General features: G+C 49.8%; 18 protein-coding genes. 6 read left to right on the forward strand and 12 right to left on the reverse strand.

The genetic code is table 11. The features are described 5' to 3' along the window. The coding region (locus F454_RS14945) for a transposase (protein WP_033367897.1) at positions 1-276 on the forward strand (276 nt) is incomplete at its 5' end. Positions 277-440: 164 nt separating this feature from the next. Here the strand turns inward: F454_RS14945 and groL are convergent. The 3 genes from groL to dnaK all read right to left on the reverse strand — a co-directional run bounded on the left by groL (position 441) and on the right by dnaK (position 4,552). Next, positions 441-2,093 carry a chaperonin GroEL gene (gene groL, locus F454_RS0110790; protein ID WP_026292851.1) on the reverse strand — a complete coding sequence of 551 codons (1,653 nt, stop codon included), beginning with the start codon at positions 2,091-2,093 and terminating at the stop codon, positions 441-443. Positions 2,094-2,135: 42 nt separating this feature from the next. Continuing rightward, a complete protein-coding gene (locus F454_RS0110795) occupies positions 2,136-2,426 on the reverse strand; it encodes a co-chaperone GroES (RefSeq protein ID WP_018970673.1) in 291 nt (96 codons plus the stop codon). Positions 2,427-2,614: 188 nt separating this feature from the next. Beyond that, on the reverse strand, positions 2,615-4,552 hold the full coding sequence (gene dnaK / locus F454_RS0110800) for a molecular chaperone DnaK (RefSeq protein WP_026292852.1): 1,938 nt from the start codon (positions 4,550-4,552) through the stop codon (positions 2,615-2,617). A 448-nt stretch (positions 4,553-5,000) separates the two neighbouring features. Here dnaK and F454_RS14950 point away from each other — a divergent pair, with 448 nt between their 5' ends. The 5 genes from F454_RS14950 to F454_RS0110825 all read left to right on the forward strand — a co-directional run bounded on the left by F454_RS14950 (position 5,001) and on the right by F454_RS0110825 (position 13,657). Continuing rightward, a complete protein-coding gene (locus F454_RS14950; RefSeq protein WP_018970675.1) occupies positions 5,001-5,723 on the forward strand; it encodes a type II secretion system protein in 723 nt (240 codons plus the stop codon). Between the two features lie 115 nt (positions 5,724-5,838). Continuing rightward, entirely contained in the window at positions 5,839-7,734 is a 1,896-nt protein-coding gene (speA, locus tag F454_RS0110810; RefSeq protein ID WP_018970676.1) for a biosynthetic arginine decarboxylase, read from the forward strand. A gap of 241 nt (positions 7,735-7,975) precedes the next feature. Beyond that, positions 7,976-9,295: an efflux transporter outer membrane subunit gene (locus tag F454_RS0110815; RefSeq protein ID WP_205619036.1), complete on the forward strand. Its 1,320-nt coding sequence runs from the start codon at positions 7,976-7,978 to the stop codon at positions 9,293-9,295. A gap of 22 nt (positions 9,296-9,317) precedes the next feature. Then, on the forward strand, positions 9,318-10,448 hold the full coding sequence (locus tag F454_RS0110820; RefSeq protein WP_083912978.1) for an efflux RND transporter periplasmic adaptor subunit: 1,131 nt from the start codon (positions 9,318-9,320) through the stop codon (positions 10,446-10,448). Next, entirely contained in the window at positions 10,448-13,657 is a 3,210-nt protein-coding gene (locus F454_RS0110825; protein WP_018970679.1) for an efflux RND transporter permease subunit, read from the forward strand. The genes F454_RS0110820 and F454_RS0110825 overlap by 1 nt, the downstream gene beginning before the upstream one ends. Positions 13,658-13,674: 17 nt before the next feature. Here F454_RS0110825 and F454_RS0110830 read toward each other — a convergent pair whose 3' ends face one another. From F454_RS0110830 to F454_RS0110870, 9 genes are all read right to left on the reverse strand, one after another. Beyond that, the gene (locus F454_RS0110830; protein ID WP_018970680.1) at positions 13,675-16,179 is read right to left on the reverse strand and encodes a response regulator; all 2,505 of its coding nucleotides are present in this window, start codon (positions 16,177-16,179) and stop codon (positions 13,675-13,677) included. Between the two features lie 374 nt (positions 16,180-16,553). Further along, on the reverse strand, positions 16,554-17,078 hold the full coding sequence (locus tag F454_RS0110835) for a hypothetical protein (RefSeq protein WP_018970681.1): 525 nt from the start codon (positions 17,076-17,078) through the stop codon (positions 16,554-16,556). Positions 17,079-17,228: 150 nt separating this feature from the next. Next, entirely contained in the window at positions 17,229-17,975 is a 747-nt protein-coding gene (locus F454_RS0110840; RefSeq protein ID WP_018970682.1) for a metallophosphoesterase, read from the reverse strand. 28 nt (positions 17,976-18,003) lie between these two features. Then, positions 18,004-18,960 carry a transaldolase gene (gene tal, locus F454_RS0110845; RefSeq protein ID WP_018970683.1) on the reverse strand — a complete coding sequence of 319 codons (957 nt, stop codon included), beginning with the start codon at positions 18,958-18,960 and terminating at the stop codon, positions 18,004-18,006. A 48-nt stretch (positions 18,961-19,008) separates the two neighbouring features. Further along, positions 19,009-20,034 (reverse strand): phosphate acyltransferase PlsX, encoded by a 1,026-nt coding sequence (plsX, locus tag F454_RS0110850; protein WP_018970684.1) that lies wholly within the window; start codon positions 20,032-20,034, stop codon positions 19,009-19,011. Between the two features lie 116 nt (positions 20,035-20,150). After that, positions 20,151-20,333 carry a 50S ribosomal protein L32 gene (rpmF, locus tag F454_RS0110855; protein WP_026292853.1) on the reverse strand — a complete coding sequence of 61 codons (183 nt, stop codon included), beginning with the start codon at positions 20,331-20,333 and terminating at the stop codon, positions 20,151-20,153. Positions 20,334-20,363: 30 nt separating this feature from the next. Then, positions 20,364-20,858 carry a YceD family protein gene (locus F454_RS0110860; RefSeq protein WP_018970686.1) on the reverse strand — a complete coding sequence of 165 codons (495 nt, stop codon included), beginning with the start codon at positions 20,856-20,858 and terminating at the stop codon, positions 20,364-20,366. A 33-nt stretch (positions 20,859-20,891) separates the two neighbouring features. Beyond that, positions 20,892-22,742 (reverse strand): SulP family inorganic anion transporter, encoded by a 1,851-nt coding sequence (locus tag F454_RS0110865; protein ID WP_018970687.1) that lies wholly within the window; start codon positions 22,740-22,742, stop codon positions 20,892-20,894. Positions 22,743-22,754: 12 nt separating this feature from the next. Next, complete coding sequence (locus tag F454_RS0110870; protein ID WP_018970688.1) at positions 22,755-23,849, reverse strand: LptF/LptG family permease; 1,095 nt, start codon at positions 23,847-23,849, stop codon at positions 22,755-22,757. Positions 23,850-23,903 lie beyond the last annotated feature (54 nt).

The following is a 23,903-nucleotide window of genomic DNA, read 5'->3' on the forward strand; positions in this document are numbered from 1 at the left end:
CGTCAAGAGATTGCCAGACTCACAGGCTTAGCCCCTCTTCACTTTGAAAGCGGGAATTACAAGGGAGTGAGAAAAATATACGGTGGACGCGCTCGGCCACGAACAGCTCTCTACATGGCTGCGGTAGTAGCTTTGAGACATAACCCTGAACTAAAAAGCTTTGGAGCTAGACTTCGTGACGCGGGAAAAGCAGGTCGAGCCATCGTGATTGCTGTTGCTCGGAAACTTCTTATCCATCTCAATTCTTTGGTTAAAAAAGAAATTTACGGAATATAGTTGCTGGTATGTTGATCGCCCTTGGCGCTTGTTTGATTGTACAAAAAAGCCGATCACGTAGTTACGTGATCGGCTTTGAATTTTTTTTGAGCACCCTAGGTTTTCATTGTGCTGGAATTGAATATTTCCAACTGCCAACTGAATACTTGGGAGCGTAGCGGTGATTACATCATTCCGCCCATTCCGCCCATGCCGTGGTCGTGGCCGCCTGCAGCAGCTGCTTCTGGCTCTGGGATGTCGGTGATGAGTGCTTCTGTGGTGAGAAGGAGACCGGAGATAGAACACGCGTGCTGGAGAGCGGAGCGAGTTACTTTTGTTGGGTCAACAACACCAGCTTCGATGAGGTCTACGTATTCGCCTGTTGCTACGTTGTAGCCGATGTTGCCCTCAGCTTCGCGTACTTTATCGACGATGAGTGCGCCTTCGAGGCCTGCGTTTGCGGCGAGCTGACGAAGTGGTGACTCGATAGCACGAGCGACGATGCCCATGCCTGTCTTTTCATCTGCATTGGATGCAGCGTCACAGCAGTTGTCTTCGCAGCACTTAGCAAGTGCACGGATGAGAGCTGTGCCACCACCGGGAACGATGCCTTCTTCAACTGCAGCGCGAGTGGCGTGAAGGGCGTCGTCTACACGATCTTTCTTTTCCTTCATTTCAGTTTCGGTAGCAGCACCTACGTTGATGACTGCCACACCGCCTGCTAGCTTGGCAAGGCGCTCTTGGAGCTTCTCGCGGTCGTAGTCGGATGTGGTGTCAGCGATTTGCTTACGGATCTGAGCCACGCGACCGGAGATGTCTTCGGATGCGCCTTCACCTTCAACGATGGTGGTGCTGTCTTTGCCGATGGAGATGCGCTTAGCGGAGCCGAGGTCTTCGAGTTCTACAGCGTCGAGTTTGATGCCGAGTTCTTCAGTGATGACTTTACCACCGGTGAGGATGGCGATGTCTTCGAGCATTGCTTTGCGGCGGTCGCCGAAGCCTGGAGCTTTCACAGCAGCGATGTTGAGTGTGCCGCGGAGCTTGTTGACTACGAGAGTGGCGAGAGCTTCACCTTCTACGTCTTCAGCAATGATGAGAAGTGGGCGGCCAGTTTTGGCTGCTTTTTCTAGAAGTGGAAGCATGTCCTTGAGGTTGGAGATCTTCTTCTCGTGGATAAGGATGAGTGCGTTGTCGATGTTGCACTCCATGCTCTCCGGGTTGTTGACGAAGTATGGGGAAAGGTAGCCTTTGTCGAATTGCATACCTTCAACCACGTCGAGAGTGGTTTCGATACCTTTTGCTTCTTCTACGGTGATGGTGCCGTCTTTACCGACTTTGTCCATTGCTTCGGCGATGATGTTGCCGATTTCGGTGTCCCAGTTTGCTGAAACTGTAGCGACCTGAGCAATTTCTTTGGATTCGGACACTTGCTTTGAGATCTCAGCAAGCTTGGTGACGATGGCGTCAGATGCTTTGAGAATGCCGCGCTGTAGGCTGATTGGGTTGGCGCCAGCAGTAACGTTGCGGAGACCTTCTTTGTAGATTGATTCTGCAAGTACAGTTGCTGTGGTAGTGCCGTCACCAGCCACATCGTTTGTCTTGGAAGAAACTTCACGGATGAGCTGAGCACCCATGTTTTCGTATGGATCTTCGAGCTCGATTTCCTTAGCGACAGTGACACCGTCTTTGGTGATTGTTGGGGAACCGAACTTCTTGTCGAGGATCACGTTGCGACCTGCAGGCCCGAGTGTTGCTTTGACTGTCTTAGCAAGTTGTTCCACACCGCGGAGGAGGGATTGGCGCGCTTTTTCGTCGAATTGTAATTGTTTAGCCATGATGGATTAAATTTGTGATTTGTGATTTAAAATTTGTGATTGGAACTAGCCAATGATGCCAAGGATGTCGGCTTCGTTCATGATGAGGTAGTCATCACCTTCTGACTTCACTTCTGTGCCGCCATACTTGGAGATGAGGACTTTGTCGTTCACTGAAACTGCGAACTCAAAGGCTGAGCCATCTTCGTTTCTGCCGCCGGTACCAAGGGTGACAACGAGTGCTTCCTGTGGTTTTTCCTGAGCGGAGTCTACGAGTACGATACCGCCTGCAGATACTGTTTCGGTTTCTACACGCTTCAAAAGAACGCGCTGACCGAGTGGTTGGATGTTTGCCATAGTATTAGTTATATTGGTTTTGTTTTGTTGAAATGTGTTTCGGGCGAGTGGTGTATTAGAGCTTTCTCTTTAACGTTGTGTAACGTCTCTGATCTATCATGATACTGCACTCACATTGTCGAATTGAAGAAAGCCATTGATCAGAGTCCTGTTGCTTCTGACCAATGGCTGGTGATTGGTTTGTGGTCTTAGTCTACTACTTCAGCGTCGACGACTTTACCTTTTGCTGCTTTTGGTTCTTTTTTTTCTTCTGGCTCGGGAGCTGCTCCGCCCATGTCTGGCATTGGGCCACCTGCGCCACCTGCGCCACCTGCGCCACCTGCAGCTTGAGCTGCTTGAGCGAGTTGTTGGAGCATGGCTTCGAGGTCAGATTTGGCAGACTGGATTTTCTCGAGGTCGTCTTCTTTGAGGGCTTCTTTGAGAGCGTCTACTTTGCCTTGGATTTCGGTCTTGAGCTCAGCTGGCGCTTGGTCGCCCATTTCTTCGATCTGCTTCTCTACCTGGTGCACCATGGAGTCTGCTTCGTTTTTGGTCTGAATTGCTTCAGCGCGCTTGGCGTCTTCCTCTGCGTGCTCTTCAGCTTCGCGCTTGGCTTTTTCGATTTCTTCGTCGGAGAGACCACTGGAGCCTTCGATGGAGATCTTGTTTTCTTTGCCGGTCTTCTTGTCCTTAGCTGACACGTGCAGGATTCCGTTGGCGTCGATGTCGAAGGTCACTTCGATTTGTGGTACGCCACGTGGTGCTGGCTCGATATCGCCGAGGTGGAAGTTGCCGAGGATCTTGTTGTCGATGAACATCTTGCGCTCACCTTGACAGATGCGGATGTCAACACCTGGTTGGTTGTCAGCGGCTGTTGAGAATACCTGTGACTTCTTCGCTGGGATCGTGGTGTTACGCTCGATCATTGGAGTAGCGATCTGGCCTGCGGTCTCGATGGAGAGTGTGAGTGGCGCTACGTCGAGAAGGAGAACGTCCTGCACGTCGCCTTGAAGCACACCGCCTTGGATACCTGCACCAATCGCCACAACCTCATCTGGATTCACGCCTTGGTTTGGCTTCTTGCCTGCGAGTTCTTCAGCAGTTTCCACTACCTTTGGCATGCGAGTCATACCACCCACGAGAACGAGTTCGTCGACTTCGCTAGCGGAAACGCCAGCTTCCTTGAGACAGTCGAGTACTGGCTTTTTGGTGCGAGCGAAGAGGCTGTCTGTGAGCTGCTCAAGCTTAGCGCGAGTGAGGGTCTGCTGGATGTGTTTAGGGCCAGTTTCGTTCATGGTGATGAACGGAAGGCTGATGTCGTAGGTCTGTGCGGATGAGAGCGCGATTTTTGCTTTTTCCGCCTCTTCTTTGATGCGTTGGAGTGCATCAGCTTGTTTGCCAAGGTCGATGCCTTCTGCTGCTTTAAATTCGTCTACGATCCACTGGATGAGTGTGTTGTCCCAGTCGTCACCGCCAAGCTGTGTGTCGCCGTCGGTAGCGAGTACTTCGAAGACGCCGTCATCGATGTCGAGTACGGAGATATCGAAGGTGCCACCACCAAGGTCGTACACTGCGACTTTTTCTTCGCTCTTCTTGTCGATACCGTATGCGAGTGCCGCAGCGGTTGGTTCGTTGATGATACGACGTACTTTAAGCCCAGCAATTTCGCCAGCTGCTTTCGTGGCGGAGCGCTGAGAGTCGTTGAAGTATGCTGGTACCGTGATCACTGCTTCAGTGATTGTCTCTCCAAGCTTTGTCTCAGCATCGGACTTGAGCTTGCCAAGTACCATGGCAGCGATTTCCTGTGGTGAGTAGACTTTAGCTTCGCCTTCGATTTCTACCTGGATGTGGGCATCACCGTTGTCAGCTTTGACAACTTCGTAAGGCATTGCCTTGTCTGCGTCAGTGAGTTCCTCGTACTTACGTCCGATGAAACGTTTTGCTGAGAAGATGGTGTTTTTTGGGTTGGTTACCGCTTGGCGTTTTGCTGCCTGACCAACGAGGCGCTCACCACTTTTGGTGAATGCTACGATGGAAGGAGTGGTGCGTGCGCCTTCTGAGTTTTCGAGGACAGTAGCTTCGCCGCCGTCCATTACCGCCATGCATGAGTTGGTGGTTCCTAAGTCGATTCCTAGTATTTTAGCCATAATGTGAATTGTGTTTGAGTTGAATGAAATATGCCGTCGCGTCGACGGCTGTTTTGCTGTCATTGCCTATTGCAGTCTGGGTGCCAATTCCCGTTTACTAGGTTCTGTCCATTGATTTACAAAGGTTTGCATGTTTGGGTGGGTGTTTTGGGTGGGTGGATGTGTGACATGGTGTCTCTGCGCGGGTGTGTCAAATTGGCTCTAAGTGGCTGTGTTGTCGCACTACGAAGTGGGAGAACCGCGTCGATTCAAGAGACGAGATACCTTCTGATAGATATTTCGGATAAATGATCTTTTACCTTGCCAGCCCCCGTGCTTTGGCTAAATTGCCCCATAAGATTTGTCTGCAGGCAAATCCTACCTACCTACTTAGGATCTAGCGACCACATGGGAGTGCAATCGGTGCGACAACGTGTGAGCTAAGTCCCAAAACTCAATCATCCTACTAATGAAACTTAAGCACAAAAAACATGTCCGTAAGGGGTTCTCGCTCGTGGAACTTCTCGTGGTAATCGCAATTATTGCCAGTCTAGCGGCAATTTCTTTCGGCCCGATTACGGCTCGAATCAGAGAAGGTTATAAAATCCAAGCTGTTGGTAAGGGAAAGAACTTGCTGGTAGCGCTTCAATCTTTTGCGAAGGACAACGATGGGCTGTTTCCAAGTGAAAATACCGCACGTAAAGGTCAATCTGGCGACTCTGCAGAAGCATGTTTCACCCAGCTATTAGCGGGTTCTTATGTGGAAGAAGAGGCGATTTTCTGGAACAAGGAGAACGCTGAAGTTCTTGCTGAAACTGTTGAAGGTCCGGATGAGGACGGTGAGCTTACTGAAGGTGAGAACGTTTGGGGTTACGTGGCTGGCATGAGCACTTCATCACGCACCACGAGCCCAGTCATCTTCGACTCAGCAGTTGGACCAGGCCTCTTTAGTACTGGTGTTTGGAATGGTCGTGCAATCATTGCCAAGCTTGATTCATCAGTGAAAGATTACGAGATTACCGTTTCTAACTATGAAGAAGGTCTGCAAAATGACGATGGTTCCTACAAAGTGGGCAAAGTCATGGCTAAGAAGGGTAAAAAAGAGTATGACATCTTTGGCAAAGGAGCCCTTCCGCGCAGTGCTAAAGTCTTTGGTCCTGCAGGTCATAGTGCAGAACTGCCAAGCGAGTAAGCTAAACTTCTAGCTGAAAAATTTTAAAAGCTGACAGGCGATTGCGTCTGTCAGCTTTTTTTGTTGTGATGAATTTCTGACTAGAAATTGGATGATGTGAGAGTATGTTGCGCGCATGTCTTGGACCGTTGATGATGCACGTGACTTGTACGGCGTGAAGCGCTGGGGTAATGAGTACTTTGATATTAACGCCGATGGTGACGCTGTGGTGTTGCTGGAGGAAGATGGGGCTGTGCATGAGGTGTCACTTCAGAAAATTGTGGAGGGATTGAGGGAGCGTGGCTCTGAAATGCCTGTAATTTTACGTTTCAAGAGTTTGCTAGATGGTCAAATTAGGCGTCTCAATGAGGCATTTAATCAGGCAATTGAAGAGGCAAATTATGCGGGGAATTACCGAGGGGTCTACCCGATTAAGGTGAATCAGCAGCAGCAAATCATCGAAGAAATTACCAGTTTTGGTGAGCAATACCATTACGGACTGGAGGCTGGGTCGAAGCCTGAGCTTATCGCCGCACTGGCTTATATGCACGACAAGGAAGCGTATTTGGTCTGCAATGGGTACAAAGACGATGAGTTTGTTGACTTGGCGTTGATGGCAAATCAGATGGGGATGCGCGTGATTTTGGTGTTGGAGATGCCGGGTGAGCTGCCGGCGATTATAGCGCGCTCTAAGGCGCTGGGAATTCGTCCTGAATTGGGGATTCGTTTCCGCTTGTCAACCAAATCGGAAGGGCATTGGGCTGAGTCTGGTGGGGATCGATCTGTCTTTGGTTTAAATTCTCCACAGCTGATTGATGCCGTGGAGATTTTAAAGGAAGCCGACATGCTCGATTGCCTCAAACTCTTTCACTACCACCAAGGCTCGCAACTGCCAAATATTCGATCGATCCGGGAGTCGGCTACCGAGGCGGTGCGTGTCTTTGTGAGTCTCGCTCAGGAAGGTGCTCCGATGGAGATTCTGGACATGGGAGGCGGGTTGGCGATTGATTATGATGGTTCGCATACGAATGCCTCTTCGTCATGCAATTACAGCTTGAGTGAGTACACGACGAACTTGATCGAGGTGGTGAAAATGCATTGTGACGAGGCCGGGGTATCACATCCCACGCTGGTGACCGAGTCTGGCCGTGCCGTGAGTGCCTATTACTCTGTGTTGGTCTTTAATATTCTGGATACGACCCGATTTGCCTGCCCTGAGGAACCTGAGGCGCCGTCGGCTGATGCACATGACATGGTGCAGAATTTATGGCAAACGCGCCTGAATATCAACGAACGTGATCTTCAGGGGTGTTTTAATGATGCGATGTTTTACCGCGATCAAGTACGGGAGCTCTTTCGTCATGGTCTTGTGACCTTGCGTGAGAGAGCGAGTGCCGAAACCATCTATTGGCATATATGCACGCGGATTGCAGCTCACGCTGATCAGATGGATGAAGTGCCTGAGGACGTGCAGTCACTGCAGGCCAATCTAATCGATTTTTATTATGCGAATTTCTCAGTGTTTCAGTCTTTGCCTGACGCTTGGGCGATCGATCAACTTTTCCCGATTATGCCGATTCATAAGCTCGGGCAAAAGCCGACCAACCGTGCAATTTTAGCCGACATTACGTGTGATTGTGACGGAAAGATAGATCGTTTCATCGATGGTGAGGGAACGTCTCCTTATCTGAATGTGCACGATCGCCAACCAGGAGAGGAATACAATATAGGCGTCTTCCTCGTAGGTGCGTATCAGGAGACTTTGGGAGACCTTCATAACTTGTTGGGCGACCCTCATGTGGCATCTATTGGGATCAAGAATGGGAAGGTGACATACAATCATGAGCTGGAGGGGGACACTGTGGCGGATGTTTTGTCATATGTAGAATATGATCCTAAGGACTTGGAGAAGCGCTTCCGCCACTTTGCTGAGGAGGCCGTGACTGAGGGCTTGATTTCTGCGAAGCAACGTAAAGAGATTCTCAATGCCTATCGCGTAGGGCTCTCTGGGTACACGTACTACGAGGGTTGATTTTGTTGGGGATGAGCAGAGCTAACAGAAAATCTAAAAGGTAGTTTAAGTATTATCATTGTAGGGAACTAGTATCGAGTTAGTTTGTTATCTAACTCAAATGTTCCCCGTTAGATTATCTAGATTGAGTATTTCCCTCAAGCGTCCTGTATCTCGATCACCATGGATGGTGGTCTTGTTCACAGGCTCGCTGATGCTGGTGGCTTGCACGCCCACTGCACCCGAATCTCAGATGAGTCATGTGGGCGATTTAACTCCGCAGGGATGGTCTGCTACGAAGAGTGGCAAGGCTGGCCTAGATCGTGATTGGGTCTCGAGCTTTAAAGACAAGGAGCTGAAGCGCTTAGTGCATGAGGCTGTGGCCCTCAACCCCGATATGCGGGTGGCGGCTGAGCGAGTCTATCAGGCGCAGCGGCGTGCTTATGTGGCGGGTGCTGATGGTCGACCTTCTGTGGTAGCTGAGGTGCAAGGTGACCGTAGCAAGCGGCAGTTTGTTGGTTTACCATTTGGTGGGGCCACGACTCAGAACGGTCATTATGCGGATTTACGAGTGCAGTGGGAGTTGGATTTGTGGGGACGTATTCGTATGGGGCAATCGGCTGCACTTGCTGAGGCTGAATCATCAGGGTTTGATCAACAAGCATCAGAAGTGGCTTTAGCAGGTCAGGTGTGTAAAGCATGGTTTGCTCTCTGTGAGGGTAACGAGCAGTTAGCCATGGCGAGAGAGGTGGTTCGTATTCGGAAGTCATCCGTGGAGGCGATTGAAGATCGCTTTGCTAGTAATTTAGGTGGTGATGGAGCCACGGCTAGCCAGTTGCGACTGGCTCAAACAGATCTAGCAAGTGCTGGGGCCTCAGTGGCGCAGCGTGAGAGCGAAGTGAAGCTGGCGCAGAGCCGCCTAGAGGTGCTTTGTGGCAGATACCCTAGTGCCAACATTCAAGGGAAAGCAAAGTTGGCAAAAGTGCCTGCACCTCCGCCAAGTGGGATTCCATCGGATGTGTTGATGCGTCGGCCTGACTTGCTATCGGCTGAGCGGCGCTTTGCCGCAGCGATGGCTAGAGAGGAGGAGGCGCAGCGGGCGATGTTCCCGATGATTACGCTGACAGGTAGCACTGGAACGGCTAGTGACGCACTGGAGCAGCTTGTGAATAATAGCTTTAGTACGTGGTCGCTGGGGGCTGCAGTGACACAGAATATTTTTCAAGGTGGGCGCATTCGTGGTGAGCGAGACATTCGGAGTTCCAAGTATCGAGAGTCCATGGCTGAGCTAGAGAGCTCAGTGCTCAAGGCCTTTCAGGAGGTGGAAAACTCATTAATGTTAGATTATTGGTTGATGCGTCGCATGGTCAGCTTAGACAAGGCGTCTCGTCTGGCTGTGGAAGCAGCAAAAGCTGCGGATGAAGAGTATATTGATGGCACAGGCGATTTGCTGACCTTGTTGGCAGCACAGAGCAGAGCGGTTGAATTGACTTCACAGGTTGTGAGTTTAAAGCGCATTCAGCTCGATAACCGGGTGGATTTGCACTTGGCTCTGGGAGGAGAATTTAAGGTGAAACCATGAAGATAGAGAGAGTAGAGATTCGATGAAACGATTTTTAATCATGCTGGCAGTCTTTGCTGCGGGGCTATTTGTTTGGAAGCTTCTGGTGTCAAACCCTGTGCGAGTGGCTGCAGTGGAGAAGGTGGCAGTCTATCCGGCGGTTACTGTGCATCCTGCGGAACTTGGTGTGACGCAACTCAAGGTATTAGCTCATGGCCAGATTGAGCCTGTGACGCAGACGATGTTGGTCAGTGAGGTCGGAGGGGCTCTCATCGAGGTTTCTGAGAATCTCAAGGTGGGAGGTGTGTTCCGTAAGGGGGAGAGTATGTTAAGGATTGAGCCCATTCGCTATGAGCAGGCGCTAGAGCAGGCTGAGCTTAATGTGGCTGAGGCGGAGCTTCGCGTGATTCAAGAAATAACCAAGTCTGCGCAGGCAAAGCGTGATTGGGGTAAGCTTGGCCGAAAGGGAGAACCTAGCGAGCTCAGTATGCGTGTGCCTCAGGTGAAGGCGGCCGAAGCATTTTTAGAGGCTAGTGAGGTGGCGCTGAAGCAGGCTCAGTATGACCTGACGACTGCTGAGCTGAAGGCGCCCTATGACTGTATGGTGGTCGAATCTTCGGTGGATGACGGCGGTTATGTGACCAGGGGCAGCCAAGTGGCGAAGATCTATAGTATAGAGAACCGCCAGGTACGTTTGCCTGTGAAGTTGGAGTATTTTTCATTCCTCTCTGAGGCATTGATTGGCAATGAGGTGGAACTTGTGGCTGATGTGAGCGGGGGGGAGCATCGCTGGCTTGGAAAGGTTGCGCGCTATGAGCAGCTTGTGGATCGGAGCACGCATTCGATGATGTTGGTGGTGGAGTTAGAGAAAGAACCCAATGCTGATTTACCTCCTTTCGGGTTGTACGTGGATACGATGTTGGATTTGGGGTCCCTCGAGGATGTGGTCGAACTGCCAGCGACAGGGTTGCGAGCCAATGATAGTGTCTTCGTCGTGGGTGAGGGCAATAGACTTGAAGTTCTAGAGGTGGAGCTGGCTCATAGACAAGATGGCAAAGTGTATGTTCGTGCCGAGGGGCTAGATGGAGCTCAAGTGATAGTAAGTCCGATGGAATATGCGGTGGCGGGCATGCAGGTGGAAGTGACTCAAGCCAATGGAAAGGTGACTGAGTGATGGAGGGGGCCATTCGCTGGTTTAGCCGCAATCATGTGGCTGCAAACTTTCTCATGCTGATCATCGTCTTGGCCGGTGTGATGACTTGGTTTGGCTTGAAGAAGGAGGTTTTTCCGGAGACGAGCCTTGATGCGGTGACTGTGACTGTAGTTTACCCGAATGCCACTGCTGAGGAGGTGGAAGATGGGGTGATTTTGCCTATCGAAGATGCTGTAGCCGATGTGGACGGGATCAAGAGATACTCTGCCAGTGCTAGCGAGGGGATGGGGCAGGTTTTCGTGGAGGTGGAAACTGGCTATGACGTTCGGGATGTGATGAGCGATGTGAAGGGCAGAGTGGACGGAATAAGTATTTTTCCAGAGCAGATTGAACGGCCTGTGGTCGAAGAACTCATTTTAGCGACACAGGTGATGAGTGTCGCGGTGAGTGCCAACACTGATGAAAAATCGCTGAAGCAAATGGCGGCCCAGGTGCGTGATGGACTGTTGCGATATCAAGAGCCTGATGCGGATGGTGGTAGCCGTAAGTTAAGGCAAATGTTGCAAGGGAAAGCGGAGATTACAAAGGCCTCGCTTTCGAATGTGCGGCCTTATGAGTTGTCAATCGAGGTGCCGGAGCGTGCTCTACGTCGCTATGGGCTCGAGCTCGCAGACATTGCCAATGCTCTACGGGCTCAATCGGTGGATATTCCGATGGGTAGTATCAAGGAACGTGCAGGAGACTTGGTGCTGAGAGTTCAGGGCAAGCTTCGAGACGTGGAGGCGGTTCGTAGAGTGGAAGTGGTTAGCTCACGTAGTGGTGAGAAATTGACGCTTGGACAGATTGCGACGGTCGTGGATGGGTTTGGGGATGTGGACCTTTCGACACGCTTTGACGGGAGGACGGCGGTGATGGTGAATGTGTATCGCTCAGGTGATCAAGACACGACATTGCTCGCCTATGGTGTGAGAGATTATATCGAGCGCGTGGCGCCGACTGAGCTCCCTGAGGGGGTGTCTCTTGAAATTTGGAATGATCAGAGCGAAATGCTAGCGGGTCGTTTATCGTTGCTAGGTCGCAACGGGGCTTGGGGGCTGGGCTTGGTGTTTGTCGTGTTGGCATTATTTTTGCGCCCATCGCTTGCGGCCTTGGTTGCCTTGGGGATTCCAGTATCCTTTGCTGGAGGTGTCTGGATGATGCCCCAGCTGGGAGTCAGCGTGAATATGATCTCCTTGTTTGCCTTTATTTTGGTTTTGGGGATTGTGGTGGATGATGCGATTGTGGTGGGGGAGAATGTGTATCGACGCATTCGCGATGGTGAGGACCCGAAACTAGCCTCGTGGAAAGGAACGCACGAGGTAGGGGTTGTGGTCACCTTTGGAGTGCTGACAACCATGGCTGCTTTTACTCCGATGCTCGGGCTGAGTGGTGTGAGTGGTAAGATTTGGCCGAATATCCCATACGTGGTGATTCCGGTGCTCTTTTTCTCTTTGATTCAGTCTAAGCTGGTTTTGCCTGCGCACTTGGCCATGTTGAAAAAACGTCGCGCAAGCTCTGAGTATGGTTTGCTGAGCAAAGTGCAACATCGCGTGGCAGATGGCTTGGAGTGGGTGATTCAGCACGGCTACAAGCCTTTGTTGGAAAAAGTGCTACATGGCCGCTGGGTGGTGTGGTCTTGTTTTATCGCGATATTTATTATCGCAATCGGACTCGTTTCCAGTGGTCGTGTGCCCTTTGTGTTTATGCCAAAGGTTGAGGGTGATGTGGTTTCAGCGCAGTTGGAGATGCCTACGGGAATTGCCTTTGAGAGAACCAGCGAAGTGGTGGAGCAGATCGAAGCTGCAGCCATGCAAGTGGGGGCTGAATTGACTGGGGTGGAGGGTGAAAGCTTGATCAAGCACGCGCTTGTGAGTTCGGGGACTCAGCCGTTTCAGACTGGCTTTACACCATTGGATGCGAATGTGAGCAGCCACCTTGGTGAAGTGACTTTGGAATTGATTCCCTCTGGGGAACGTGAAGTGAGTGCCTCAGAGTTTATATCAGCGTGGCGCGATGCATTGGGGCAGATTCCCGGTGTGGTGAGTTTGAGTTTCAAGCAGGAAACCAATAGTGGTGGTAATGCGATTGATATTGAGATTACTGGTAGCTCGCTAAACGAACTGAAAGCTGCCGCGGATCACATCACGAGTGAACTGGAAAGCCGCCCTGGTACTACCGACATCTCTACCAATTGGCGATTAGGGAAGAATGAGTTGGTTTTTGACGGTGCTTCGTTGACGCCGCGTGGACGCGCGATGGGGTTTACTTTGGTAGAGGTTTCTAGGCAATTACGAGCGATGTTCTACGGCGAGGAAGTACAGCGCCTTCAGCGTGGACGGGATGAGGTGAAGGTGATGGTGCGCTACCCTGAAGCTGAGCGCCAGTCGATGGATGTGCTCGATGAGATTTCTTTGCGCTCACCGAGTGGCGAAAAGGTGCCGCTCTCCGAGGTTTTGGAAGGGCAGGAAAGTCGAGGGCTATCGACGATCAATCGCGTGGATGGACTGCGCGCTGTTGAGATTTCTGCAGATGTGGATAGCGAGTCTGGGGTGAATGCCAATAGCTTGGTCGCCTCGTTTAATGATGAGGTCTTGAATGGATTGAGCGAGAAGTTTCCAGGTGTGCAGTGGGGGTACCGTGGTGAGCAAGAGGATCAGAATACGAGCGTGAAGGAAATGGGGGTTCGCTTCATCTTTGCCTTGATTATGATTTATGTGCTGATGGCTATCCCGCTGAAGAGTTATCTGCAGCCGGTGATTGTGATGTCGGTGATCCCATTTGGTTTTGTAGGTGCTCTGGCTGGACACATTTTGCTTGGCCTGGATTTGAGCATCATGTCTCTCTGTGGGCTTGTGGCCCTTGCGGGAGTGGTGGTGAATGACTCGCTCGTGCTTGTGGAATATGTGAACCGACATCGCGACGAGCATCGTAGTGTATTTCGCGCTGCTTGGCATGCGGGAGCATCGCGCTTTAGACCGATTATCCTGACTTCACTTACGACGTTCGTAGGTTTGATGCCGATGCTTACGGAAACCGACATGCAAGCTAAATTTTTGATCCCTATGGCTGTTTCATTGGGCTTTGGAATCCTGTTTGCAACGTTGATTACCCTCTTGTTAGTGCCGAGTGTGTACCTGATGCTGGAGGACCTGAAGGCGCTATCTGCAAAGCTATTTACAGGGGAAAAGTGATTGTCGCGTGGGGCTGATTAAGAGCTCATTTGTTTTGAGTTTTTACTCGCGTAGTTCGCGATAGTCTCTTGCAGTCTTTCTTTATCGATTGGTTTGGTCATGTAGTCGTTCATGCCGGCATCGATACAGCTTTGTTTATCCGACTCGAAGGCGTTTGCAGTGAGAGCAATGATGGGTAAACGATGCCCTAGATCTCGTATTTTGACTGTTGCTTCGATGCCGCTCATATTGGGCATCTGCATATCCATGAGGACTAAGTCGAAGTTGGTTGATTCCACTAGGTCAATGGCAGTCTGTCCGCTCAAAGCAGTGGTGACGGTGTGTCCCATGCGGCTTAGGATCATCTTGCCGACTAGGATATTGGTGTTGTTGTCGTCTACCAAGAGGATGTGCATAGATACATTCTCTTCGGTCTCCGTATCTTCCTCGGCGCTTTGAGTTTCAAGGTCAGCATTGAGAATTTCCAGGAGGCTCTTCTTGAGCGATATTTTTCTGATCGGTTTGAATAAATAGCCCGAGAATCCGAGCTCCTTGATCTTGGAGATCGTACTAGAACGTAGATCCGAGGTTACTGCTATGAATTGGTAGTCATTGTCTAAGAGAGCTGCCTCTTCGTAGAGATCGAAGCCGTCTTTCCCTGGCATCATGAGGTCTGTGAGGACGACCTCGATGTCATGTTGCTTCAGTAATGTGATGGCTTCATCGACATCAGATGCTACATAATGCTCTAGGTCTTCGTCTTTAAAGTATCGGCTCATGATCATACGGGCAGACGCATTATCATCGACGATGAGGAACTTTTTGCTCTTAAGCGAAGTGATATCCAGTGCCAGTTCGCTGGATTTCTTGGCCGAGTAGTTCTTTTTGAATTTCAGTTGAAAGGAAAAGCAGGAGCCTTTCATAGGGGCGCTTTCAACGTGGATTTCTCCACCGAATGCTTCTATCAGCTTTTTCGAAATATTGAGACCTAGCCCGGTGCCTCCAAACTTTCTGGTGGTGGTGCCGTCGGCTTGTTTGAATGCATCGAAGATGGACGCAGCTTGTTCTTTAGTCATGCCGATTCCGGTATCATTGACTGAAAATTCTACGGTTTGAGTGATGTCGTCTTCATACGCCGACTTCATAGAGATCAAGATTTCTCCCTCTTCGGTAAATTTAGAGGCATTACTGACGAGATTCATGATGACTTGCTTGAGTCGAGTCGGATCGGTGCATAGTTGTGGGAAGACGTCTTGGCTGTCGATATTGAGCTCTACTGACTTTTTGGTGGTACTTGAGACCTGAGTTTCAACAACTTCGTAGACGAGGTCTTCGAGGTTGACAGGGATGGACTCGATTGTGAGCTCGTTGGATTCGATTTTGGCGAGATCGAGAATATCGTTCACCAATGCGAGAAGTGTCCTAGAGCTACTCTTGATAGAGCCCACCATATTGCGCTGTTCGCGGTTGAGCTCTTCTTCATGCATGATGTTGGTGAATCCAATGATTGAGTTCAATGGAGTGCGGATCTCGTGAGACATATTGGCGAGGAATTGGCTCTTTGCCTGGTTTGCTTGTTGGGCGACTCTAGTCGCCTCTCCAAGTTCCTGCATGACGTTGCTTTTCTCTATGTCGGACTTTTTAAGGTCGTCGACTACTTTGGCGAATGTGCCTACTTCATCTTTTCTGTTGAGTCCGGGTGTTGGTCTGGCTTCTCCAGACTCAAGGTACATTTGAGTGTCATCCATTAGAGCGATGAATGGCGTGAGAACTGTCTTGTAGAACAAGACACATATCCCGAGGCCCAAGGCGATCGAGGATATGAGCAAAGTGGTTGTCATTGAACTAGCTCTCGAGACATAAGAGAGTAAGCTTGCTTCATGGTCTTTAAGGAAGGTGTCTAGGTAGCTTTCAACTGCAAGGGTGTTGATGTGAAAGGCTGCATAGCTGTTGGTGAAATTGTTGTATGCTTGTTCGCGTGTGTTTTGATAATCGACGAGGTTTTGGTATTTCTTCTCTACCATCTGAGTGAGTGATTGAAGCCCATTGATGATGGATTCCCCTCCAACAATTTCTTTTTCAATCCGGGTAACAAGGACTTTTGCCGAGGTGAATGAGCTGAGGATTTCATTGAAGGTCTCGGTGGATCCTTCGTTGGCTGTCTCAGCAATTAGCAAATGACCATAGGCGAGCTGGTAGCTAGCATCTGATAATTGGCGTTGGATTGGGTCGCCAAGTGAGTTGTTTGCTAGGATGGCTTCACTGACTTCTACATAAAGAGGGTAGAACTTGGAATTGAACTCTAAATCGATTGGCTTGGTGTTGCTCAGTCGCAATCTCTCGACCGAATGCATAAAGTCCTCTGTGTTGAGGATGACTTTTTCAATTTGTTGGTTGGCGAGTTCTTCTGTATTCAAGGCTCTACTTTTGGAGAGCTCATGGAGTGTGTTTTTACTATGCTCCATGCTATTGAGTAAGGCCTCTACTTCATAATTCTCAGCATTGATATCTGTGTAGTAGTCTAAGTTGAGTGTTGCAAACATGTCTGCAGTCACTGACCGCAGAGTCTTCGTGGTCACACTCAATGGGATAAATGTTCCAATGGTCGATTCACCTTCTTTTTTTACGTCACTTAGAGCCGACTTAAAATAGACTGAAAATACAACTAGAGCAGATATTGATAAAACTAAACCAATAATGATGTTACGACTAATGCGATTAGTACGTCTGGGGGAGGGGGACACACGTATCATTGTTGCATATTGGGTTTAATTTCTAGGTTGTTCAATATTGAAATATCTCACACTTCATTAAAGTTGGCGTATTTTATATGACTTAAATGTAATGTGTTATGATGTTTTCGTCGCTTGTGGCCAACCGCTGTAAGGGATATGGAATGCTTACTCATTGGATTTACTTATTTTTTTCGTGGGCGCTTGTGTTCGTATCCAACGAGTAAATCCTTTAATTTTTCTAAAGCTTCATGTGTTAGGTCATACATGAGAGGTTTTCTTCCGTCGTAGAAAACGATTTCTCCACATCCATAACAAATTAATGCGTAATAGGTTTTGGGTCCTTTTTTCCAGGATACACAGTAGTCTGGGTGATAGGCACCGCAGGGTTTGAGCCCTCCGTATACAGTAATGCTCTTCTTGTCTGCTAGAACCTGGATGAGCGCCTCTGCGTTGTTTGCTGAGACGCTAGGGATGTAGAATGGAAATCCTGCGAACCTCACCACGTCATCACGCTGGAGTTCTTTTTTGAGCAGCTTCTTCTCATGGAGTTGGTGAGGAAGGCCTTCGTAAATTTGAAGATCATTAGTTAGGCGTAGCGTGCTACGGTATACTTTGGATCTAGCAAGGGGTGGAGGAGCAAACTCTTGAGCGAATGTGAAACAAGAGGAGAGAATGAGAATCAGGGCGGTGAATCGAAGGGAGGTCATTATCTAGCAGATTATAACGCAACAATGACAGATCCAAGCTGAATCTTAGAATAAATAAAAAATGTTCTATCTCATAGGCGTCTCAAGCTCAATGAGTGGGCCTGTGATGTGGCGTCCTGAGGATCACTGAAGCAATTGTAGCTTGGGCAACTAGAGTTGCGGAAGGGGGGGGAGTACAGAGCGTTTGACGTATTCCCAGGCTTCGAGTTCGGCGCAGCAGCGATAGCGAATTGGTCCTTGGTGGCTCTCGATAGGCACATGGTAGTGTCCAAAGACTGCGGTACGGGTTTGCGAGGCTTCGACGAGCTGTGCCACGGTTTCTCTCTCTCGCACAGCGTCAGCTTTGAGTGTTTGATCTACTTTGCCGTAGTGTTCGAATGTCTCGGCATCTCGCTCTGGTCCAGGTTCCGCATTGATCGAGCCGCAGTGTGTGATCAGGATGTCAGCTCTACCATAGGATTCCACGAATTGTTCGACATGCTTCACTGAGTTGAGGTTCATGCCTTCGCCGTTCCACCAGTTGAGTCCATCGACGCGACCTGGATGGCTACGGTCGAGAGATATTGCCCCACCGACCATGATGACGTGGATGTTGTCCACTTTCATGCGGTGGATATCATTCGGAATTCGAATGGAATGAAGAGCCGAGTTCCATTCATGACGATGATTGTGCCAAATGGCTGGGTCATCGTGATTGCCACGCAAGAGCCAGATGGTCTGGCTCTTGCTTGTGGCGGTGGCATCTACTTCTGCAAGGCAGCTAGGGTCATTGGCGTCAGTGAATCCCAAGCCAATGTCCCCCACACATACGATGGTGGTGTGGTCTGGTATGTCAGCGATGACTTGATTGAGTCGATCGAACTTACCGTGTATGTCTCCGATGCAGTAGAGAGCCATTTCTTAAATAGCTAAATAACCCTGTGGATTATGCACGTTCAGCAATGAGGTTCTCAAGCTTGACGATATCAGCGGAGAAGGCGCGGATGCCTTCAGCGGTCTTCTCGGTAGCCATGGCGTCTTCATTGTACATGAAACGGAAGGCTTTCTCGTCGAGGCTGATTTTTTCGAGCTCAGAAGCATTGGCATTTTCTGGCGTGAGCTTACATTCAACTGAGCCTGCAGCATCTTGTAGTTCTTGCAGAAGGTTCGGGCTAATGGTGAGGAGGTCAGAGCCTGCGAGTTCGATGATTTGGGAGGTGTTACGGAATGAAGCACCCATGACTTCGGTCTTGTAACCAAACTTTTTGTAGTAGTTGTAGATCTGAGTCACTGACTGAACACCTGGATCCTCAGCACCTGTGTACTCGACACCGTTCTTTGCTTTGTACCAATCGTAGATACGACCAACAAATGGTGAGATGAGTTGGACGTTTGCCTCTGCACAAGCCACTGCTTGAGCCATTGAGAATAGGAGTGTGAGGTTGCAGCGGATGCCTTCTTTCTCGAGTTCCTCAGCAGCTTTAATGCCTTCCCAAGTGGAAGCGATTTTAATGAGGACGCGCTCGCGGCTGATGCCTTCTGCTTCGTATGCTGCGATGAGTTCTTTTGCTTTGGCGACGGTGCCTGCTGTGTCGAACGAAAGGCGTGCGTCAACTTCTGTGGAAACACGGCCAGGTACGACTTTGAGGATCTCGAGTCCAAAGAGAATGAGGAGACGGTCGATGATGGCCTCAATCTTTGTTCCACCTGTGAGAGTGGAGTCTGCGAATTCTGCTACAGCCTTGTCAACGATTGCTGAGTATTCAGCTTGTTGGGCTGCTTTGAGAATGAGGGACGGGTTCGTGGTGGCGTCCTGTGGGGTGTATTCCGCAATGGACTGAAAGTCGCCGGTGTCGGCAACGATTGTAGTGTGCTCCTTGAGTGAGCTGAGTTTGTTAGACATCGTGGTGTATGTTTGGTTGAGTGATCTCAAATTTCAGAGAAGACAGGCTTAGCTTGCTTCGTCGAGAGATGCAAGTGCAGCTTCAATATGTGGATTGACACTTTGGTCAACTGTTTCTTGGGCCACACGAATGGCGTTTTTCATAGCGAGGCCAGAGGAGCCGCCGTGAGCGATGATACAAACGCCATTGACTCCCAAGAGTGGGCTCCCGCCATAGGATTCATAGGATGAGCGCTGCTTCACTGCTTTGAAAACTCCGCGTGACATGGCCGCGCCGAGTGTGCGAAGTGGGGTGCGCTTGAATTCGATTTTCATCCACTTGGACATCGCTTTTGCCGTTGCTTCGCAAGACTTGAGGATGATGTTGCCCGTGAAGCCGTCACAGAGGGCGACATCGAGCTTTGTGTCGAATAGGTCGTGCCCCTCGACATTGCCTTTGAAAGAGAATGGGCATTTCCCAGCAGCTTCAAGTTGTTTGAGTAGAGCAAAGGTTTCCTTTGTTAGGCTGTTTCCCTTTTCGTCTTCCTCGCCATTAGACATGAGGCCTACCACGGGGTCCTTGACGCCCATGACGTGGTTGGAGTAGATGGCGCCCATTACGGCGTAGGTGACGAGGTGGCGCGCTGTGGCTTCTGGATTGGCCCCAGCGTCCAGCAAGTTACAGACTCCGTATTCATTTGGGATGGGGGAGGCGATGCCGGCTCGCTCGACACCTTTTAGGGTGCGGAGTTTGAGTGTGGCTGTAGCGACTGCTGCGCCAGTGTTGCCAGCGCTGACCACGGCGTCAGCTTCGCCTTTTTTCACTAGCTCTGTGGCGATGGCGATGGAGGAATGTTTTTTACTTCTGAGGGTCTTGGCTCCAGATTCGTGCATTTCCACTACTTCCTTAGCGTGGACGATCTGGATGCGTGCATCGGTGAGCTTGTGCTCTGCGCAGGCCTTCTTTAGTGTTTCTTCGTCTCCGACGAGAAAGAGGGTTTCGATAGAAGGATATTCAGCAAGAGCATCTTTGGCTCCTATGATATTGATGGACGGGGCGTTGTCGCCGCCCATAGCATCTAGTGCGATTTTCATAGATGGGAATATCTATATCTAAACACAAAAAACGCGCGATGAAAAAATGTCACCGCAGCGTTTTTAAAGTATTTGATCAATGGACTCATAAAGTGTGAGTCCGAATGATATATTTATTAGAGTGCGTCTACTTCGAGAACCTGACGGCCATTGTAGTTACCACATGATGGGCACGCAATGTGGCCTGGAACGCGGCTGCCGCACTCAGAACAGGTTTGGAGTTTTGGTGCACGCCAACGGTTTGCGCCACGACGCATTTTCTGCTTCATTTTTGATGTTCTACGCTTTGGAACTGCCATAATCTTGTGTCTTGTTTAGACGGTTAGTGGTTAATCTTTAAATTCGTTAAGGTCGTCGAGCGCACTCCAGCGAGTGTCATTAGGCGCCTGGGGCGCAGGGTCTACACCAGAAGTGGTGTCTTTGTCTACTGCTAAATAGCGTTTATCGATAATACACTCTTGTGGTTCGTCGGCTTCGTCGCACCGAGGGTAGTCTGGGAAGGCTGTCAAAACCTCTTCCCGTAAGGGATCTGTGAGGTTTGCTTGGGCTTCTTCGATTTCAAAAGAGTCTGCAAATTCTTCTATAGAAATTGTTTTGATAAATTGTTTGTTTGTCCTCACGCAGGTGAACTCGAATGGCGATGAGAGGTATCCTCGCACAAGGAGTTCGTTTTCGAATCGTTGAACATGGAGGTCGTAGTAGAGTGGACCAGTAGGTTGAGCGTCATGTGCAGGGAGTTTGTAGAGCTCTTGGTCTAGCTCGCCTTCAAATTGTTTCCCCTCTTCAGGGAGGTTGTTGAGGTCGATCGTAAGGTGCTTTTGCATAGTGTTACTGCGGTTTGTTGACGGAGGCTTAGCTTATTTGTGAGCCGGGTCATAGAAAATTTTAATGTCTGCCTTATTGGTCCCTAGAAGTTCTTGTGCGCGGATCAGAGCATCGCGTGTGGAAAGGTTGGGGTTGCTTGGTGAATAAATGAAGACGTTGGTTTCGCCAAGTGAGCGATCGCAGTCTTTCTGCACTGTTTCTAACACTCCGGAATGCTTAAGAACTTTGTAGACTTCCCTGCTGGCACCTGAGATAAGGATGAAGCGCCCTTCAGCATGCATGTGTTTCACCAGCCCTTCGAGTGCCATCACAGATGTTGCGTCAAGATGGCGTGCGTTCTTGAGGCGTAAGATGATGACTTTGAGGTTAGGGTCGGAGGCGGTGCGTTGGACTTGGGTGCTAAATAGTTCAGCGGCTCCGAAGAAGAGGTCGCCTTCGACGTGTACGATTGAGATTGCAGGGAGCGGGCGTTCTTTCTTTTTATCTAGTTCGCGTAAGTTGCCTTCGTCACTCATCTCGTATTCGATCAGGTGTGGCTTGGAGGCTCTGCGTAGGAAGAGTGTGATGGATAGTGCCACGCCGGCGAAGATTGCGTAATCTAGCCGTGTGATGAGCGTTGCGGTAAAGGTGGTAAGAATGACCAATGCGTCGTCACTTGTGGAGCGTAGGCAGATTTTGATGTTGTGCCAATTGATGAGTGAGATGGCGATGCCGATGACGAGACCGGCTAGGGCGGATTTGGGGATGTTCTCAACAATGGGTAGCTTGATGAGTAGCCAGAAGCCCGCCAAGCACATCATGGCTGAATAGATGGATGCGAAACGCGATTTGGCACCAGAGTCAAAGTTTAGTGCCGATCGGGTCAGAGACGCTGATGCTGGCATGGGAGCTAGGAGGGAAGCGAAGATGTTGGACATACCAACAGAAAACATGTCTTGGTTGACATTGGGGCGCTCACCGACACGTGAGCCTAAAGATTTGCCCATAACGGTGTTTTCCAACGACGCTAGAAATGTGACTGCGATGGCGACGCCGAAGAGAGAGGACAGGGTGTCGAAGTCAAACAGTGGCAAGGAGGGGGTGAATGCGAAGTTCTGGAATGCGGAAAAGGTGTCGATGTTTTCGAATAGCCTAGGTTGAGCGATCGCTAGCAATTTTGTGAGAACGCTGACGATGGTTAAGGTGATCGCGAAGTTGGGTAACACGGAGAAGCGCTTCTGGAGGACCAGGTATGCGCTCAGTGCAATGCCGCCTATAAGAATGGGTTGCCATTGGTAGTGATCCCAAAATTCCACGGTGTATTTGAGGATGGAGAAGAATGTTTTTGCAGACACCTCGCTCATTGGTTCAGCGATTCCCACTAGGTGTTTGGCTTGATTGGCTATGATTAGGATAGCGGCACCAGTGATGTAGCCTACTAGTACGCTACGGCTGACGTATTGCAGCAGGTCTGCTAGTTTGAGGTAGGCTCCCGCGATTGAAAAGAAACCGACCATGAAGACCAATAGAGGCATCATGAGAAGTTTGCTCTGCTGGTCAATTTCTGGGTGAGAGATGAAGAAACTGAAGACCATGAAGGCAGTGGCATTCGTGGGGCCTAGTATGGTGAAGCGCGAGCTAGAGAAGAGGGGGGCGATGATCCCAGCAATGATCGAGCAAACGATGCCGTAGTATATCGGGAGTTCGGCGATGGCGGCATAGGCCATGCCTTGTGGCAGCGTTAATAAGGTGACGTTGAGTGCGGCTTTGAGGTCGCAGGCTACCGTGCGGGGTTTGAGCTCATGGAACGAGTGCCTGATGGGAAAGAGGTCTAAAGCGTTTTCCCTAAAAAAATCGACGATCTTATTTTTTAGATTTCGGATCGGATGAGTGTGTTTAGCCATTGCGGTGGGAATTTAACGCTTCCGGTAGAACAGAAAGCAGCCAATGAGTAATGCCAGTAAATTGGGAGCCCAATAAAGAAGTGTGGCAATATCACGCGAATCCACTTTAGTCTGGTTTGCGAAAATGTGGAAGAGGAAGTAGCCCAGGCCTACGGCTAAGGCTAGGATGAAGCCGCTGGAGCTTTCTCTTCTTTTTGATGTCATGCCTAATGGTATTCCGATGACGGCGAAGGCTAAGCAGGCTAGTGAGTATGAGCGGCGGTGGATGATTTCGCGCTCGAAATCGTATCGGATCTCAGGAGAGAGTTGCTGGTTCTTTGCCAAGAATGCGTGAATTTCTTCGTTACTCATCGCCGTGGGTTTCAGTGTGCGCTCCTCATCAATGTTGAAGTCGAAGATCACTGGGTTAATCGCTTCCACCTTAATCGGTGTGTGGAGGCCATTATCGTTAATGGATTCAAGTGTGGCTTCTTGGAGTTTGAGTTGAAGTTGGCCTAGTTCGATGTCGACGGCGAGCTCGGCTCGCTGTGCAAAGGTGTATTGCTTTTCTGCATACTCGGTGGAAGGGTCTCCGATTTCATGGATATGCACACCGTATAGGATGTCGCCTTCTCGTCTTTGTACATAGATACGCTTGTCCGCTAGTTGAGTTTGAACCACGCCGGGATCGAGAAATTTATTTGGGTTTTCTTTCACCGCAGCTACGAGCAAGGATTGGACTTTTTCCTTCGCTTTAGGAGCAATTTCGATGTTGAGCCAATAACAAAATGCTGAGAGCACCGCAGCGCTTAGAAAGACGGGGATGGCAATGCGGGGTAGGCTTTGACCCGCCATGCGCATGCTGAGTATTTCATTGTCTGTAGATAGTCTGCCGAAGACGATCATGATGGCAGCTAAGAAGCTGAATGGTACTGTAAATATCAGGGAAAACGGGAAGATGCTAAAAATGAATTCTAGAACGAATTGGGCAGATGGCTGTTGCCCAACAAAAAGTGGTCGCGCTTCTTTAAAAATATTACCAAGTAAAAAGACTCCGCTCAGAATCATTACTGAGGAGAGTGTGGTGCTGAGAATTTGCTTCCCGATGTAGCGGTCAAACGTGAGCATCTGTTGACACTTTCTACATAGGTTGAGGGAGTGTCGAGTATAGCTTTTTTGTTT

Source organism: Rubritalea marina DSM 17716 (genome assembly GCF_000378105.1).
Classification (GTDB): Bacteria; Verrucomicrobiota; Verrucomicrobiia; order Verrucomicrobiales; family Akkermansiaceae; genus Rubritalea; species Rubritalea marina.